The sequence below is a fragment of the Sphingomonas jejuensis genome (genome assembly GCF_011927695.1).
Classification (GTDB): Bacteria; Pseudomonadota; Alphaproteobacteria; order Sphingomonadales; family Sphingomonadaceae; genus Sphingomonas_K; species Sphingomonas_K jejuensis.
On record NZ_JAATJE010000001.1, the window covers coordinates 1,381,791 to 1,396,612 of the forward strand.

A 14,822-nucleotide genomic window follows, 5' to 3' on the forward strand; every position below is an offset into this window, starting at 1 on the left:
CCTCAGCGCGCGAACAGCTGGTCCATGTCGGCGAAGGCCTTGAACTCCAGCGCGTTGCCCGCCGGATCAAGGAAGAACATTGTCGATTGCTCGCCCGGCTGCCCGGCAAAGCGGGTGTGCGGCTCCACGACGAACCGGACACCCGCGGCCCGCACGCGCTCCGCCAGCGCCTGCCAGCGCGCCGGGGTCAGCACGACGCCGAAATGCGGCACCGGCACATCGTGCCCGTCGACCGGATTGTGCGCGGCGCCTGCGCGCGGCCGATCGACGCGGTGCGCCACGATCTGGTGGCCGAACAGGTCGAAATCGATCCAGTCGGCCGCGCTGCGCCCTTCCGCACAGCCCAGCACCTCGCCGTAGAAGGTGCGTGCCGCGTCCAGATCGTCGACCGGAAAGGCGATGTGGAACGGCGTGAGCGCACTCACCGCGTTCCTCCGCCCGCCGGCACCACGATCCGCCCGATCATCTTCGCTCCCGTGCTGTCGCGCGTCAATTCGACGTCCACTCGCTCCTCCCGTTCCGTCGCGCGGCCGAAATCCCGGATCAGGCGCGCCGTCATCAATGACGGTCCGTTGGGATCGATCCGGTCGCCGGCAAAGACATTCACCTGCACCTGATATATGCCGGCCGGCGCGCGGCGCAGCTGATACTCCTCCGGCCCGTATCCCGCTGTCATGTCGTCGGACAGCCGCCCGCCGATCGCGGTTCGCGGATTGCTGAAGATCGCCTGCTCGCCCGACGGCTCGTCGACCCACAGGTCGAGGTCGGTGGCATCGGTGGTCCAGTCGATCACCACGCGCACGTCCACGTCCAGCAGCTTCACCAGCCGCGGGTCCAGCGTCCAGCGTCCGCCCAGCCGGTCCAGCCGCGGGATCATGGCGTTCGCCTCGTTGAGCGCGATCAGCTCGATGCCGTTCCACCGCGCATCGGTCGGCTCCAGCGCCACCTCGCTCAACAGCGCGATCGCGCGTTCCAGGTCCGCCCGCGCCGTGGCCGACTGAAAGGCGGCGCGCCGGCCGAGCGCAAGCGCAAGGAGGCGCTTGGGCTGCGGCCGCTCCGGGTCCAGCCGCATGTGCCGCTCCCGCAACTCAACCGCGCGGTCATGCGCGCCATATTGCTCCATGCGATCCGCGACGATGCCGAGCGTGACCTCGTTCGCGGTCGGCAGGTCGAGCGCGGCGAGCGCCGTCTCCACCGCCATGGCCGTGCGGCCTTTCGCCTGCAGCCACGCCGCGACGTCCAGGTAGAAGGCGGGGATCGATCCGTACCGCTCTTCTTCTGCTGCAAAGATGCGGTCGAAGTTCGCCGGTGCCGCGTCCAGCGCACGCAGGTACGGGCGCTCCGGCTGCCATGCCTCGATGGCGATCACCGTGCGCGCGGGCGTGCTGATCCGGCGACCCGTCAGCGTGATGCTTTCCGCGCCGTCCATCTCAGCAGGCGTGCTGGGCGAAAAGAGCGCGGGTGCCGGGGGAGGCGGCGGCGGAGGCGGCGGTGGCGGTGGCGGTGGCGGAGGAGCGTTGATCACGGTGGGATCAATTGCCGACGCGCGCTCCCCCACCACATCGTTCCGACTGGCCACCCTCTGCTCGCGCTTCACCTGCGAAACGGTCGGGAACCGACGCTCCCACCAGCCGACCTGCTCCGTCCACATCCGCACCACGTCGGTCAGCCGCTCGGCACGGGCGCGTGATCGCCCGTCGGCCGCCTCCTTGAAAAGCCGGCCATATTCGTTCGCGAGCGCCGGCGGATAGTTGGCCGGGGGTGCGATGTCGGCCTGCAGATAATCGTTGGGCGTTTCCAGCACCAGAAACGACAGGCTGTCGCTCGCGACGCCATAACGGCGGCTGATCGCGACATAGTCGGCGCGCCGGTCGTCCGCGCCCAGCATCGCCAGCCGCTCTGCCGCCAGCAGTGCCCCCTCGCCGTCGAACGCCGCCTCGTCCTCGGGGACGATGGCGCGCGTCGTGCCACCCGTCCGCAGCCGGATGCCGCCCTGCTCTGGCAGGCGCACGATCAGCGCGAAACGTCCCGATCCGGCATCCAACCGCAGGACGTCCAACGCCGCGCCGTCGTCGTCGATCAGCGTCACGTCGGCGCCCCCGGCGAGTGCGGCCGGATCGCTGTTGCCGGACAGCAGCTGTCCGCCGCCCGCGCCGGCCAGGCCGCGAAGGTACGACAGGTCCGGTGCCGCACCGGAGGCAACCACGTCCAGCCGGCAGGCGGGTGCGAACCGCGCCGACCGGTCGATGGCAGGCGCGCCGTTGGCGAACAGGATGCATGATCGTGCGGGCGCCCGGTCCGCCGCCAGCGGTGCATGGCTCGATGCGCCGCGATAGCTGACCCGGCCGATCGCCGCGATCAGGCGGTCGGCGTCCGGCACCATCAGCCGCTCGGCGCCGCTGCTGTTGAACAGCACGAGTTCGATCTGCTGCGGCCGCCGACGCGCGACGATCGCACGCAGCAGCGCCTGCTCGTCCGCGCCGCCCGCGCCGAGGCGGGATCGGGACCGATCCCAGTATATCCGAAGGACGCCGCCCAAGGCCGCGGCTTCGCGCGCCGGCAGCGTCCCGCTGACCTGGATATAGCGCTCTCCCGTCGCATGGCGGCTGGCGATCGCGCGCGCGCCCGCATCGGGATCGATCAGCATCGTTCCCGCACCGATATCGTCCAGGCCGACCTCGATCGTCCCATTGGCGTTCAACAGGCGCCGTGATCCTCCCGGCAGGGTGACTGCGGCCTCGGCCGCGCCCACGGCGCGCACCCGCACCCTTCCGTTCCGGCCCAGCCCGGACAGGGGCAGCCGGTAACCGTCCGCGATCGGCGACACGAACCGGACCCTGATGCGGCGCTCGCCACCGGGGGCGATGGGGAACACGCGTGTGGTGAACCCGCCGTCCGGCCGGACCTCGGCCAGCCCGGGATCGATGCCGCGCCGCACCTGCGCCTCGTAAACGGCCTCGGCCCGCGGCCGGTCGACCAGCACGCCATCCACCAGCCCGCCGCTGCCCACGATGTTCAAGGCATATCCCGTGACGATCGATCCGGGGGGCAGCATCAGCTCGAACTCACCCTCCAGCACCTCGTGGCTGCTGTTCCGCAAGGACGCCGTGATGCTGGTTTCCGCCACCGCCCCTCGAACAACGATGTCGACCTCGACCTGGCCGAACGTCAGCTTGCGCTCCGTTCCTTCGGCGCGGACGCCGCGCGCAAATGCGGTCAGGCGGGGGTTCGCGCCCTCCTGAGCGGATGCGGGTACGTGTGCCAGCATCGCCAGCGCCAGTGTCAGTGCCGCCCAGACCCGCAGCCCCATTGTTCCCCCCCTCGACTCGGCTGCGACGTTCACCGCCGTTCCAGCATCCTGAGTATTCTCCGCCAGCGGATCGGAGTCGAGCGTCAGGGCATCGGTGCCGATCGGCGGGCTGGACGCACAACCGTTCCAAACTGGATCGAACCAAAAGCGTCCCTGAACTCTCCCGCTGCCATGTCGCCTGCCATGTTCACCGTCGTCGAATGCGTCACCCGTCAGCATGATCTGCGGCTGATCCTTGTGTCGGTCGCGATCTGGCTGCTCGGCAGCAGCACCTTCTTCCTTCTTCTGCGGCGCGCGCGCGACAGTGCGGCTCATCGCCGCATTCACTGGACACGTCTCGCCGCGATCGCGGGCGGTGCGGGCATCTGGGCGAAGCATTTCGTCGCGATGCTCGCCTATGACGGGGTCATGCCGATGCGGTTCGGCGCGGTCCTCACGCTGGCCTCGATCGCGGTCGTCATGCTGCTGCTGCTGGGCGCGCTCCGGCTGCTGGGCGACGGGCGTGATCTTCGCCGCTGTGCGGGCGCCGGGCTCGCCACCGGCGTCGCGATCGGCGCAATGCATTTCACCGGCATGGCGGCGATCGTGGCTGCCGCCCGCATCGTCTACACGCCCGGCCCGATCATCGCCGCGGCGGCCGTGGCCAGCGCGCTGTTCGCGTGCGCCTATGTGGCAAACGCGCGCTTGTCCGGCGCGCCTGCGATCGTGGTGCCGGCAATGCTCGCGCTCCTGTCGCTCTGCCTGCTCCATTATGGCGCGATGGCCGCGACCACGCTGGTCCCCGATCCCACCGTCTCCGCACCGGCAGGCGGGTTGGACCGGCCGCTGCTGATCACCGCGGTGGTGCTGGTGACGGCCGGGCTGCTGCTGCTCTCCGTCGTGGCCGTGCTGTTCGACCGCTATCTCACCGATCTTAGGGGTCTGGCGGAGGCGATGCTGGACGGCATGGCGATCGTCCGGGACGGACAGGTTGTGGAGGCGAATGCCTGCTTCGGCCGCCTGCTGGCGCTGCCGCCGGCGGCCCTCGTCGGACGGGCGATCGACGATCTGATGACCGCTGCCGATGGCCAGCCGCTCGCAGCGGAGCGGGGCGCGCCCGTCGATGTCGCGGTGGCGACCGCGCCCGACCGGGCCCTCGAAGTGTCGACGCGGGCGGTTGAATATCGCGGCCGGCCGAGCGTCGTCGTCGCCGTCCGCGACCTGACGGAAAAGCGCGCGGCACAGCGCCGGATCGAGCATCTTGCCCGCCATGACGCCCTCACCGGCCTCCCCAACCGCGCGGTCATGGAGGAAAGGCTGGAACGCGATCTCGCCCGCGCCCGCCGCGACGGCCAGGACGTCGCGCTGGTGGCGCTCGACCTCGATCGGTTCAAGGCCGTCAACGACATCTTCGGCCATGCCGCCGGCGACGACATTCTCCGCCGCATCGGCCGCATCCTCTCCGATGCCGTGCGGTCGACCGACACGGTGGCGCGGCTCGGCGGCGACGAATTCATGATCCTGCAGGTCGGCGCGGCCCAGCCGGACGGCGCGCAGGCGCTCGTGCGGCGCATCCTGGATGATGTGGCGGCGGAAATGGACAGCGCGCGCGATCCGGCCGCCGTCGGCGTCAGCCTCGGCGTCGCGATCTTCCCCGCCGACGCGGCGGACGCCGCCGGCTTGCGCCACGGTGCCGACGTCGCGCTCTACCGGGCAAAGGCCGCCGGGCGCGGCGTCGCGCGCTTCTTCGATGCCGACATGGACCGCGCCGTGCGCACCCGGCGCGCGCTGGAACATGATCTGCGCCACGCGATCCTGCGCGACCAGCTCCGCCTCGCCTATCAGCCGCTCGTGTCCACTGCGGGGGGGCGGGTCACCGGCTACGAGGCGCTGCTCCGCTGGCAGCATCCGGACCGCGGCGAGATCCTGCCGGACGATTTCGTGCCCATCGCGGAGGAGTCCGGCTCGATCGTCGCCCTGGGTGACTGGGTGCTGCGCAACGCCTGTGCCGCCGCAGCGACCTGGCCTTCCGAGGTTGCCCTCGCCGTCAACGTCTCCGCCGTCCAGTTCCAGCTCCCCAACCTTGCCGATCAGGTCGCCGCGGTGCTTGCCGACACCGGCCTTGCCCCCGCGCGCCTCGAACTGGAGATCACCGAAACCGTGCTGATGCGCGACCGCGCGACCGCGCGACCGCGCTCGCCACGCTCGACCGCCTGAAGGCGCTCGGCGTCCGCGTGGTGATGGACGATTTTGGCACCGGCTACTCGTCCCTGTCGAACCTGCAGAGCTTCCCGTTCGACAAGATCAAGATCGACCGCAGCTTTGTCGCCAGCATGGAAACGGACGATGCCGCCCGGTCCATCGTCCGCGCGATCGTCGGCATCGGCCGCAGCCTCGGCCTGCCGGTGGTGGCGGAGGGTGTCGAGACCGAGGCGCAGCACCGCATGGTGGCGGAGGAAGGCTGCCCGGAGGCGCAGGGCTATCTGTTCGGGCGGCCCGGCCCCGTCAGCTTCGCACCCGCCGCCGCCGCCGCCTGAGCTATTCCCCGGCGAACCACCGCGCCAGCGGGTCGATCATCTCTTCCGGGATGCGCCGGGCGATCACCGGCATCACGTCCTGCGGCTTGCGCGCATCCACCACCGTTTCCTCGCCGCGCCACTGCCGCAGCCGCTGCGCAATATAGCTCGCCCGCTGGCCGTGGATCACGGGAAACGGCCGCCGGCCTCCCGCGTCATGGCAGCTGACGCAGGCGGGCAGCTGATCGGACGGCCTCCCGCGCAGCGCGATCTCGGCCGCCGCGCCGCTGGTCGGCCGCGCGCCACCGCCCAGGCCCGGCATGGCCGCGAAATAGCTTGCCAGCCAGCGCCGCTCGTCCGGATCCAGCGGCGCCGCGGCCGCCGCCATCACGCCGCTTTCCCGCCGCAGGTTGGCATAGCGGACGAGCGAGGCCTCCAGATAATCGGCACGCTGGCCACCCAGGATCGGGATGTCGCCCTGCCCCCTCCCGCGCCCGTCGGCACCGTGGCACCCGACGCACGCGACCAGCCCGCGCGCCTCCGGCACCGTCGGCAGCCCGCCCTGCCCGTCATGCGCCACCAGCGCGCGGTATTCGGTCACGCTCATCTCGGGCAGCAGGCGGATAAAGCCTACCATCCGCCGAACCTCGTCCTTCCGCTCCAGCGTCGGCCAGGCCGGCATGCCCGTATATTTCACGCCGTGCTTCAGGATCCAGAACAGCTGCGCATCCGTCCACGTCGGCACCGTTTCCGTCAGGTCCGGCGCCGGCGGCGTCGCCGACCGGGTGACGGGCGATGCCTTCTGCCCCGGCGCGCCGTGGCACACGGCACAGCTCTGCTCGAAATGCCCCGCGGCCGAAATGAGGCCGCTCGGGTCGCGCGGGCTCTCCACGCCTTCCAGCAGCGTGTGGGTGCGCACCGAATTGCGCATGGTCCAGTGCAGGAACCAGTCGGTGATGGCCCAATGGCCGCTCGACGCCGCCACGTTGAAGATCCCCGACCAGGCGAACAGCATCCCTGCCGCCGCCAGCGTCAACAGCGCGACCAGCGCGCGCCGCCACGTCACCCGGATCGTCATGCGCGCACCCGTTCGTTCAGCAACGTTCCCAGCATCCACAATCCGCCCATCAAATAGCTCGCGCCGCCCAGCGTCAGCATCACCACGCCGCCAAGCTGCTGGTCGGCCAACGCATCCAGCCCGCCAAAGCCGCCATGCATCGCCATCATCGGATAAAGCCGCCGCGGCGCGAGCCCGATCAGCGCGCCCAGCAGCGTCATGTGCATGGATGTGAGCAGAAGCGCCGCCACCCCGCCGACCCGCTCGCGCAGCGCCGCCGTCCACAGCAGCGTGCCGGCCGCCAGGAAGCTCGCCTGCTCCACCAGCATCAGCGCCAGGCTCATGTCGGTCGCGGCCCGCACCGCCGGCATGTGCCACCCCCACACGATCGCGAGCTCGATCAGCATCGCGGCAATCGCGCCCGGCAGGCGCCGGTTCGCCAGCACCGGCTGCAGCCCGATCGCGAGCATCGGCCCGGCCACCGCGACCGCCAGCATGTGTCCGATCATGTGGCCGGTCATGCCCAGCCCGGCAGAGGCCACCAGCGTGCCGACCAGCGCGACGATCAGCCCGGCTGCGGTCATCGGCAGTCGGTCAGCATCACGGCCGGCACCGCCGTGAACACCACGCCCACAAAGCTCAGTGCTGCCAGCAACATGGTGGAAACCGCCAGGAAGCGGAGCCGGTCGTTGTCCGTGCCCTTGTCATGCGGCGGCGGGTCCCCCGGCCGCCGCGACTGGATCCAGGCGATCACGCCCGACGCGACGATGATGGCCAGCGCCGCCACCGTCCCGGCGACGAATGCCCAGGGGTAGCGCGGAAAGGCGCCCGCCTTCGCGCAGGAGATCGCGACCCACAGGTAGCAGGTGAGGAAATGCACCGCCCACACCGTCGGCGGCACGATCAGCGTCCACAGCGTGACGCGGGCTTCGCGGACGCGCTGTCCCCAGGTCAGCTTCATGCCAGCACCGGGAACAGGCCGATGGTGAGATAGGTCACCGCCGCCGTCAGCAGCATGAAATGCATGTAGACGCTGATGTTGCGCAGTTCCGCGTCATAGGTCGGCGTCAGCCGCCCGGTCACGCTCCGCGCAAGCGTGTAGCTCTGCATGATCGCCGCGACGCCCGAATGCGCGCTGGTCCAGATGGCCAGCGTCCAGACGATCGCCGGATAGACATGCTGCTCGGGCACCAGGTCCGACGTCCAAGGACCGGCCAGCCCGGCCGCGATCCCGGCCATCGACGCGACGATGCCGATGGCGAGGAGCAGGCGGGCCGCGCCGGTGCCGCCGCGCGCGTTCACCTCGCGCGCGCCGATCGTCGCTGCCCAGCCTGCCGCAGCCAGTCCCAGCGCAACCATCGGCCAGAACAGCCCGGGCCCGTTCAGGCCCGGCCCGGACGGCGGAAACTCCGGATGGATCGTCCAGTAGAAGAAATAACCGAACACCAGCCCGGAGAAGGCGGTCGCATCCGCCATCATCGTGATGAACATCGCCCACCATCCGGGCGACGAGCTGCCGGAGATATAGAGCGGCAGCGTGATGCCGTGGCCGATCGGCTTTTCAGGCTTCTCCGGGATCTCGCCGGTGCCGGTCCACAGCCACGCGACGACGAAGCCCAGCGTCGCCACCGCACCGACCAGCGCGGCCATGTAGAGATGGTAGGTCGTCAGGATGAACACGCTGCCCAGCGCGATCGCCGTCAGCATGGGCAGAACGCTGGGCGTGCCCAGCCGGATCACGGCGATGGGGCGTGAATCGAGCACGGTGGTGATGATGGATTCGCGCCGTCCTTCCTCCGCGTCGGGCAGGAAGAAGCGCCCTTCGTCCACCTTCTTGACGAAGTCGGGCTGGTCCCAGATCGGATAGCGGCTCTCGATCAGCGGCACCGATCGCACACCCCAATTCTCGTTCTCGGGCGTCACCAGCCATTCCAGCGTGCCCGCGTTCCACGGGTTGCGCCCGGCCTTCTGGCGCCACGGCGACCGGAACAGGTCGATGCAGACGATCAGCACGCCCAGCGCAAAGGCATAGGCGCCGACCGTGGACATCAGGTTCAGTCCGCCGATGCCAAGCTCGGCCGGATAGGTGAACACGCGGCGCGGCATGCCGAACATGCCCGACAGATGCATGGGGAAGAACGTCAGGTTGGCGCCCGCGAACATGATCCAGAAGGCGGTCCGGCCCATCCGGTCGGACAGCTTCTTCCCCGTCACCAGCGGCCAGTAATAGTAAAGCCCGCCGAACAGCGGCAGCAGCGTGCCGCCGATCAGCACATAATGCAGGTGCGCCACGATGAAGTAGGTGTCGTGCGCCTGCCAGTCGAACGGGGCGATCGCCACCATCACGCCGGTCAGGCCTCCGATCACGAAGATGGCGAGGCTGCCGACGGCGTAGAGCAGCGGCGTCGACCACACCACGCGGCCCGCCCACAGCGTGCCGATCAGCACGAAGATCTGCACCGCCGTCGGGATCGCCACCGCCTCGGATGCTGCCGAGAAGAACGCCAGGCTGATGTTCGGCAGGCCGGTCGCGAACATGTGGTGCACCCACAATCCGAACGACAGGAACGCGGTGCCGACCGCCGCCAGCACGATCCATGGATAGCCGAGCAGATGGCGCTGCGCGAAGGTCGGCACCAGCATGGCGAACAGCGCGATCGACGGCAGGAAGACAATGTAGACCTCTGGGTGGCCGAAGATCCAGAACAGGTGCTGCCACAACAGCGGGTCGCCGCCCCGCTCGGCATCGAAGAACGGCCAGTTGAGCAGTCGCTCGAGCTCGAACAGGATGTCGCCCGCAATCAGCGGCGGGAATGCGAACAGGATCATCACCGCCACCACCAGGATGTACCAGGCGTAAAGCGGCATCAGGTTCAGACGCATGCCCGGCGGGCGGCACTTCAGCACGCCCACGATCAGTTCGACCGCCGCCGCGACGGACGACACCTCGATGAAGGACAGGCCCAGCATCCAGATGTCGGCACCCAGCCCGCTCAGGTCGGTCCGCGTGGTCAGCGGCGGATACATGAACCAGCCGCCATCGGGCGCCGCGTTGAAGAAGATCGATCCCGACACGAACACGCCGCCGATCAGGAAGGACCAGTATCCAAATGCCGACAGCCGCGGGAACGGCAGGTCGCGCGCCGCCAGCAGCTGCGGCAGCAGGATGATCGACACCGCCTCGAACATCGGCACGGCGAACAGGAACATCATGGTCGAACCATGCAGCGTGAACAGCTGGTTGAACGTGTTCGCGCTCACCAAGTCGTTGTCCGGCACCGCCAGCTGCGTGCGCATGATCAGCGCCAGCACGCCTGCGAACAGCATGAAGCCGAAGGCGGTGACGACATACCAGTTGCCGACCCGGTTGTTGTTCACGTCCGTCCAGCGGAAGAACAAGCCCTTGGGCGCCTCCCAGACCGCGCGCAGCCGCTCCTCCTGCGCCTTGCGGAGTGCGGGATCGTCCTGGTCGTGAAGGCTCATGGCCGTGTCTCCGTCGGCCGCAGCCCGATCAGCCAGTCGGCGATCTGAAGGCTGTCGGCGGCGCTCATGTGCGCATAGGTCGGCATCCGGGCGCCCGGCTTCACGTCACCGGCATCGCGGATGAAGCGTGCGACCGCCTGCCTTTCCATCGGCAGGATCCCCGCCGCCGCCGTGGCGCGGGCGCCGAAATGGGTCAGGTCGGGGCCGATCCGGGCCACCGCCGCCGTGCCGCGCACGGCATGGCAGGCGGCACAGCCATATTGCTCGAACAGCGCCGCACCCGGCGCCGCCTGGGTCGCGGCCGGGCGCGCCTCGGCTGCCAGCCAGCGGTTGAAGGCCGCCGGCTCCATCGCCACCACGTCGAACGCCATCAGCGCGTGGCTCAGGCCGCAGAATTCGGTGCACTGCCCCCGGTACTTGCCCGCTTCGGTCGCGCGCACCACCAGCCGGTTCTCGCGCCCGGGGATCATGTCCATCTTGCCCGCCAGCCCGGGCACCCAGAAGCTGTGCACCACATCGGCTCCCGTCAGCCGCAGCTCGACGGTCTGCCCCACCGGCACGCGGATCTGGTTGGCGGTTTCCACGGGCGCGCCGCCGTTCGGTCCTGGGTAGCGCACCCGCCACCAGAACTGCTCGCCTTCCACCGCGACCACCAGGTCGGCCGCCGTGACCGGCAACGGCCGCATCAGCGGCAGCGATGCGATCAGCAGCGCCAGCAGCGACACCGCCGGCACGATCCCGCCCAGCCACAGCACCATCCGCATGCCCTGCGTGTGGCTGATCGCGTTTTCGGGTGCGCGAATGGCGTGGCGCGACAGAGCCATCACCGCGATGAAGATTAGCGCGCCTGCGACCACCATGAAGATGGTCAGCGCCGCGACCCGCTCCGCCGTTAGGCCGAACGTCGCGAACATCGACTGCCGTTCGTTGCATCCGCTCAGCAGGGTAAGCATCGCAGCGGCCACCGCTGTGCGCCGGGCGGTTCCTGTTGTCAGCCGCTATCCCCTTGTCCGATCCCCCGTCGGCCTGCGAGAACAGGTCCGACATGTCAACGCATCAACTACCAAGCATGGGTTCGGAGCCGTCGATCTTGAACATAAATCTTGTCGCCGATCGGCCGACCTTCGTCACCCATCTCGAATGCTCGATGACCGGCGAGCATTATCCCGCCGACCAGGTCCACGGCCTGTCGCGCGTCGGTCGGCCTCTCCTCGTCCGCTATGATCTTCCCGCTGTCGCCCGCGCGATCAGCCGCGACCGGCTCGCCGAACGGCCGATGGGCCTGTGGAAATATCGGGAGCTTCTGCCCGTCCGGAACACGGCCGACATCATCAGCCTCGGTGAGGGCGAAACGCCGCTGATCCCGCTCGACGCGATCGGCCGGTCGGCCGGCGCCCGCGCCCCGATCGTCAAGGACGAAGGGCGCCTTCCCACCGGCTCCTTCAAGGCGCGCGGCCTCGTCATGGCGCTGTCCATGGCCAAGGCGCTGGGTCTGCGCGTCATCGCCATGCCCACCAACGGCAATGCCGGCGCCGCCGCCGCCGCCTATGCGGCGCGCGCCGGGATCGAGGCGGTGATCTTCTGCCCCGCCGACACGCCGGAGGTGAACGTGCGGGAGATCGCCGCGCAGGGCGCCCGCGTCTGGCGCGTCGATGGCCTGATCGACGATTGCGGCAAGATCGTCGGCGAAGGCGCCCGGCACCGCGGCTGGTTCGACCTGTCGACGCTGAAGGAGCCCTACCGGATCGAGGGCAAGAAGACGATGGGGCTGGAGCTTGCCGAACAGCTCGGCTGGCGACTTCCCGACGCGATCTTCTATCCCACCGGCGGCGGCACAGGCCTCATCGGCATGTGGAAGGCCTTTGCCGAGCTGGAGGCGATCGGCCTGATCGGCGCCGAACGCCCGCGCATGATCGCGGTGCAGGCCGAAGGCTGCGCCCCCATCGTCCGCGCCTTTGAACGGGGGGAGCGCCATGCCGAACGCTGGCAGGACGCGCACACCTACGCCGCCGGCATCCGCGTGCCCGCGGCGGTCGGCGATTTCCTGATCCTCGATGCCGTGCGCGACAGCGGCGGCTATGCCGTCGCCGTGTCCGATGCCGAGATCGAGCGCGCCGTGACGGACGCCGCGCGCGGCGACGGCCTGCTTCTCTGTCCGGAAGGCGGCGCGACGCTCGCCGCCTGGCGTCGCGCGCTGGCCGACGGCCACGTCCGCCCGGACGAACAGGTTGTGCTGTTCAACTGCGCCAGCGGCCTCAAATATCCCCTTCCCGACCGCTCGGGCAGCCTGAAGCGCGAGGGACCGATCGACTGGGACGCGCTCTGAGCGTCAGGTCCGGCCCGCCGCCTTTGCATCCTCGATCGCGCTCTTCAGCGCCTCGTAGCCGACCGCGCCGGCCAGCAGCTGGTCGCCCACCACCCAGGTCGGCGTGCTGTTGATGCCCAGGCTCTGCGCCAGCCGGTAATTCTTCGCGATCTCCGCATCAGCCCGGCCGTCGCCGGCGGGCGTGCCGATCCGCGCAGCGGTCGCGTCGATGGTCGCCCCCGACGGCCGCCCGGCGGCGTAGAGCGCATCGTGAAAGGCCGGGAACTTGCCAGCACCCGCCGCCGCAATGCTCGCCCGCGCCGCCTCGACGCTCGCCTCGCCCAGCACGGGAAACTCGCGGAACACGACGCGCAGCGTCGGGTCCTCGCGCACCAGCCGCTGCACCACCGGCAGGCTCGCCCGGCAATATGCGCAGGCATAGTCGTAGAACTGCACCAGCGTCACCGCCGGTTCGCGCGCGCCGATCCAGGCGCCGGCGAACGGCGTTTCCAGCTCGGTCCGCGCCGCATCGATGGCACCCGCCACCTGCCGCTGCTGCAGCTTGGCGAGCGCTTCCGGGATGATCTCCGGATTGTCGATCAGCGCCTGGCGGACGGCCGCGGCATCCACGCCTCCGCCCGCCGGCCGCGCCACCATCACCGCCGCGGCGCCCAGCGCGCCTGCTCCCACCGCCACGCCCGCAAAGGCGGCAAGCGTCAGCAACCGTCCGCTCATCGCCGCCGCTCGTTCGCCTGACCCTCGGTCATCGCGATGTCCTGCGCGCGCAGCCAGTCGCGGCTTCCTTCGGGCAGGCCGCGCATCGCCGCCGACGCACTGACATAAGCGAGCTGCGGCTGGCTTTGCAGCGAATAGCGCTCGGCCGTGGCCAGCGCCGCGCGCGCCTCGTCGCCCTGCCGGTCATAGATGATGCCAAGCTGGTACCAGGCGAACGGGTTGGCGTTGTCGCGCGCCACGGCCGCCCGCAGGATGCGCTCCGCCTCCGCGAAATGCGTGGGATCCTCGGTCGCGATCATGGCGTGGCCGTACAGCGCGGCAATCAGCGGCTGGTTGCCCGATCGCTCGTTCGCCTCGCGCAGCGCCGGAAGCGCCTCGGCAGGCTTGCCGCTTTCCAACAGGATCTGCCCCTTCAGCTCCAGAAAATACGGGTCGTGCGGGGCGCTGGCGAGAAGGCCGTTCACTTCCGCCATCGCCCGGTCCGGATAGGCCGACTTGTGCCAGGCATAGGCCCGCGCATAGCGCCCCGGCACCGACAGATCGGTCTCCGGGTGGTCGCGCAGCGTGTCGCGCGGCTCCGACACGAACCCGCCCAGCTTCGCCTTCACGCGCTGGAACCGCGCTTCCAGCCCGGGATCGGTCGGTCGGTCCCACGCCGGCGCCGCCTCGTACATCTCGGTCAGCATGGTCACGCGCTCGCCCGACAGCGGGTGGGTCCGGCCGTAACTGTCGTCCTGCGGAATGGCGAGGCGCAGTTCCTGCCCCTGCAAGCGGCGGAAGAAGGCGAGCGATCCACGCCCGCTCACCCCGGCCGCGTTCAGGTAGCGCGCACCGGCCAGGTCCGCGCTCGTTTCCTGCGTGCGGGAAAAGGCGAGGAACTTGCCCATCGCCGCCTGCTGGCCCGCCGCCATGATGCCGGCCCCCGCCTCGCCCGCGCCCGCCGCCATCGCCGCGGCGCCCAGGATCAGGCTCAGGATGGTCACGCCCATCGCGCCCTGCATGCCTTCGCTGTAGCGGACGACGTGCCCGCCCTCGATATGGCCCAGCTCGTGCGCGATCACGCCCTGCACCTCGTTGGCATTGGCCGCCGACAGGATCAGGCCGGAATGAAGGTAGACGTTCTGCCCGGTCGCGACGAAGGCGTTGATGCTGGGATCGTTCAGCACGATCACCCGCACATTGCGCGGGTCGAGCCCCGCCGCCTGGATCAGCGGGCGGGACATCTCGGACAGCACCGCCTCCGTCTCGGCATCGCGCAGGATCGATTGCGCCAGCGCCGGCCGCGCGCCGAACATCAGCGTCGCCAACAGCATCAGCAGGAGCTGAACCGCGCGTACGGCAGCGCGGCCGCGCCGGGGCGAAGGGGGCGACGTGCCCTGGGGATGATCCACCATGCCGTCGCCCTCCAACATACTGCCTGAACCCGCCGTGAAGTGT

The 14,822-nt window shown here is 69.9% G+C and carries 12 protein-coding genes; 3 read left to right on the forward strand and 9 right to left on the reverse strand.

All coding sequences use genetic code 11. The features are described 5' to 3' along the window. Positions 1–2: 2 nt before the first annotated feature. Both GGR88_RS15265 and GGR88_RS15270 read right to left on the reverse strand, forming a co-directional pair. Positions 3–425: a VOC family protein gene (locus tag GGR88_RS15265; protein WP_167953849.1), complete on the reverse strand. Its 423-nt coding sequence runs from the start codon at positions 423–425 to the stop codon at positions 3–5. Beyond that, positions 422–3,529 (reverse strand): VIT domain-containing protein, encoded by a 3,108-nt coding sequence (locus tag GGR88_RS15270; protein ID WP_167953850.1) that lies wholly within the window; start codon positions 3,527–3,529, stop codon positions 422–424. The genes GGR88_RS15265 and GGR88_RS15270 overlap by 4 nt, the downstream gene beginning before the upstream one ends. Here GGR88_RS15270 and GGR88_RS07080 point away from each other — a divergent pair. Continuing rightward, positions 3,482–5,506, forward strand: coding sequence for a bifunctional diguanylate cyclase/phosphodiesterase (locus GGR88_RS07080; protein WP_209023208.1), 2,025 nt, complete (start codon positions 3,482–3,484; stop codon positions 5,504–5,506). The genes GGR88_RS15270 and GGR88_RS07080 overlap by 48 nt on opposite strands. A 23-nt stretch (positions 5,507–5,529) precedes the next feature. Beyond that, entirely contained in the window at positions 5,530–5,826 is a 297-nt protein-coding gene (locus GGR88_RS15495) for an EAL domain-containing protein (RefSeq protein WP_425338467.1), read from the forward strand. Position 5,827: 1 nt separating this feature from the next. Here GGR88_RS15495 and GGR88_RS07085 read toward each other — a convergent pair whose 3' ends face one another. The 5 genes from GGR88_RS07085 to coxB are packed head-to-tail and all read right to left on the reverse strand — an operon-like array spanning position 5,828 to position 11,310. Further along, positions 5,828–6,883 (reverse strand): c-type cytochrome, encoded by a 1,056-nt coding sequence (locus GGR88_RS07085; RefSeq protein ID WP_167953851.1) that lies wholly within the window; start codon positions 6,881–6,883, stop codon positions 5,828–5,830. Beyond that, positions 6,880–7,446 carry a cytochrome c oxidase assembly protein gene (locus GGR88_RS07090; RefSeq protein WP_167953852.1) on the reverse strand — a complete coding sequence of 189 codons (567 nt, stop codon included), beginning with the start codon at positions 7,444–7,446 and terminating at the stop codon, positions 6,880–6,882. The genes GGR88_RS07085 and GGR88_RS07090 overlap by 4 nt, the downstream gene beginning before the upstream one ends. Further along, positions 7,443–7,823 carry a hypothetical protein gene (locus GGR88_RS07095; RefSeq protein ID WP_167953853.1) on the reverse strand — a complete coding sequence of 127 codons (381 nt, stop codon included), beginning with the start codon at positions 7,821–7,823 and terminating at the stop codon, positions 7,443–7,445. The genes GGR88_RS07090 and GGR88_RS07095 overlap by 4 nt, the downstream gene beginning before the upstream one ends. After that, complete coding sequence (locus GGR88_RS07100) at positions 7,820–10,345, reverse strand: cbb3-type cytochrome c oxidase subunit I (RefSeq protein WP_167953854.1); 2,526 nt, start codon at positions 10,343–10,345, stop codon at positions 7,820–7,822. The genes GGR88_RS07095 and GGR88_RS07100 overlap by 4 nt, the downstream gene beginning before the upstream one ends. Further along, positions 10,342–11,310, reverse strand: a complete 969-nt coding sequence (gene coxB, locus GGR88_RS07105) for a cytochrome c oxidase subunit II (RefSeq protein WP_342449743.1) — start codon at positions 11,308–11,310, stop codon at positions 10,342–10,344. The genes GGR88_RS07100 and coxB overlap by 4 nt, the downstream gene beginning before the upstream one ends. Before the next feature lie 104 nt (positions 11,311–11,414). Here coxB and GGR88_RS07110 point away from each other — a divergent pair, with 104 nt between their 5' ends. Continuing rightward, the gene (locus GGR88_RS07110; RefSeq protein ID WP_167953855.1) at positions 11,415–12,671 is read left to right on the forward strand and encodes a threonine synthase; all 1,257 of its coding nucleotides are present in this window, start codon (positions 11,415–11,417) and stop codon (positions 12,669–12,671) included. 3 nt (positions 12,672–12,674) lie between these two features. Here GGR88_RS07110 and GGR88_RS07115 read toward each other — a convergent pair whose 3' ends face one another. Next, the gene (locus tag GGR88_RS07115; protein ID WP_167953856.1) at positions 12,675–13,385 is read right to left on the reverse strand and encodes a DsbA family protein; all 711 of its coding nucleotides are present in this window, start codon (positions 13,383–13,385) and stop codon (positions 12,675–12,677) included. Then, positions 13,382–14,779 carry a M48 family metalloprotease gene (locus tag GGR88_RS07120; RefSeq protein ID WP_167953857.1) on the reverse strand — a complete coding sequence of 466 codons (1,398 nt, stop codon included), beginning with the start codon at positions 14,777–14,779 and terminating at the stop codon, positions 13,382–13,384. The genes GGR88_RS07115 and GGR88_RS07120 overlap by 4 nt, the downstream gene beginning before the upstream one ends. Positions 14,780–14,822 lie beyond the last annotated feature (43 nt).

Bases quoted from the DNA above. Each gene is read 5' to 3' on its own strand.
- GGR88_RS07100 (WP_167953854.1), bottom strand. From the start codon at position 10,345: ATGAGCCTTCACGACCAGGACGATCCCGCACTCCGCAAGGCGCAGGAG.
- GGR88_RS07115 (WP_167953856.1), bottom strand. From the start codon at position 13,385: ATGAGCGGACGGTTGCTGACGCTTGCCGCCTTTGCGGGCGTGGCGGTG.
- GGR88_RS15270 (WP_167953850.1), bottom strand. From the start codon at position 3,529: ATGCTGACGGGTGACGCATTCGACGACGGTGAACATGGCAGGCGACAT.
- GGR88_RS07080 (WP_209023208.1), top strand. From the start codon at position 3,482: ATGTCGCCTGCCATGTTCACCGTCGTCGAATGCGTCACCCGTCAGCAT.
- GGR88_RS07110 (WP_167953855.1), top strand. From the start codon at position 11,415: ATGGGTTCGGAGCCGTCGATCTTGAACATAAATCTTGTCGCCGATCGG.
- GGR88_RS07085 (WP_167953851.1), bottom strand. From the start codon at position 6,883: ATGACGATCCGGGTGACGTGGCGGCGCGCGCTGGTCGCGCTGTTGACG.
- GGR88_RS07095 (WP_167953853.1), bottom strand. From the start codon at position 7,823: ATGAAGCTGACCTGGGGACAGCGCGTCCGCGAAGCCCGCGTCACGCTG.
- GGR88_RS15495 (WP_425338467.1), top strand. From the start codon at position 5,530: ATGGACGATTTTGGCACCGGCTACTCGTCCCTGTCGAACCTGCAGAGC.
- GGR88_RS07120 (WP_167953857.1), bottom strand. From the start codon at position 14,779: ATGGTGGATCATCCCCAGGGCACGTCGCCCCCTTCGCCCCGGCGCGGC.
- GGR88_RS07090 (WP_167953852.1), bottom strand. From the start codon at position 7,446: ATGACCGCAGCCGGGCTGATCGTCGCGCTGGTCGGCACGCTGGTGGCC.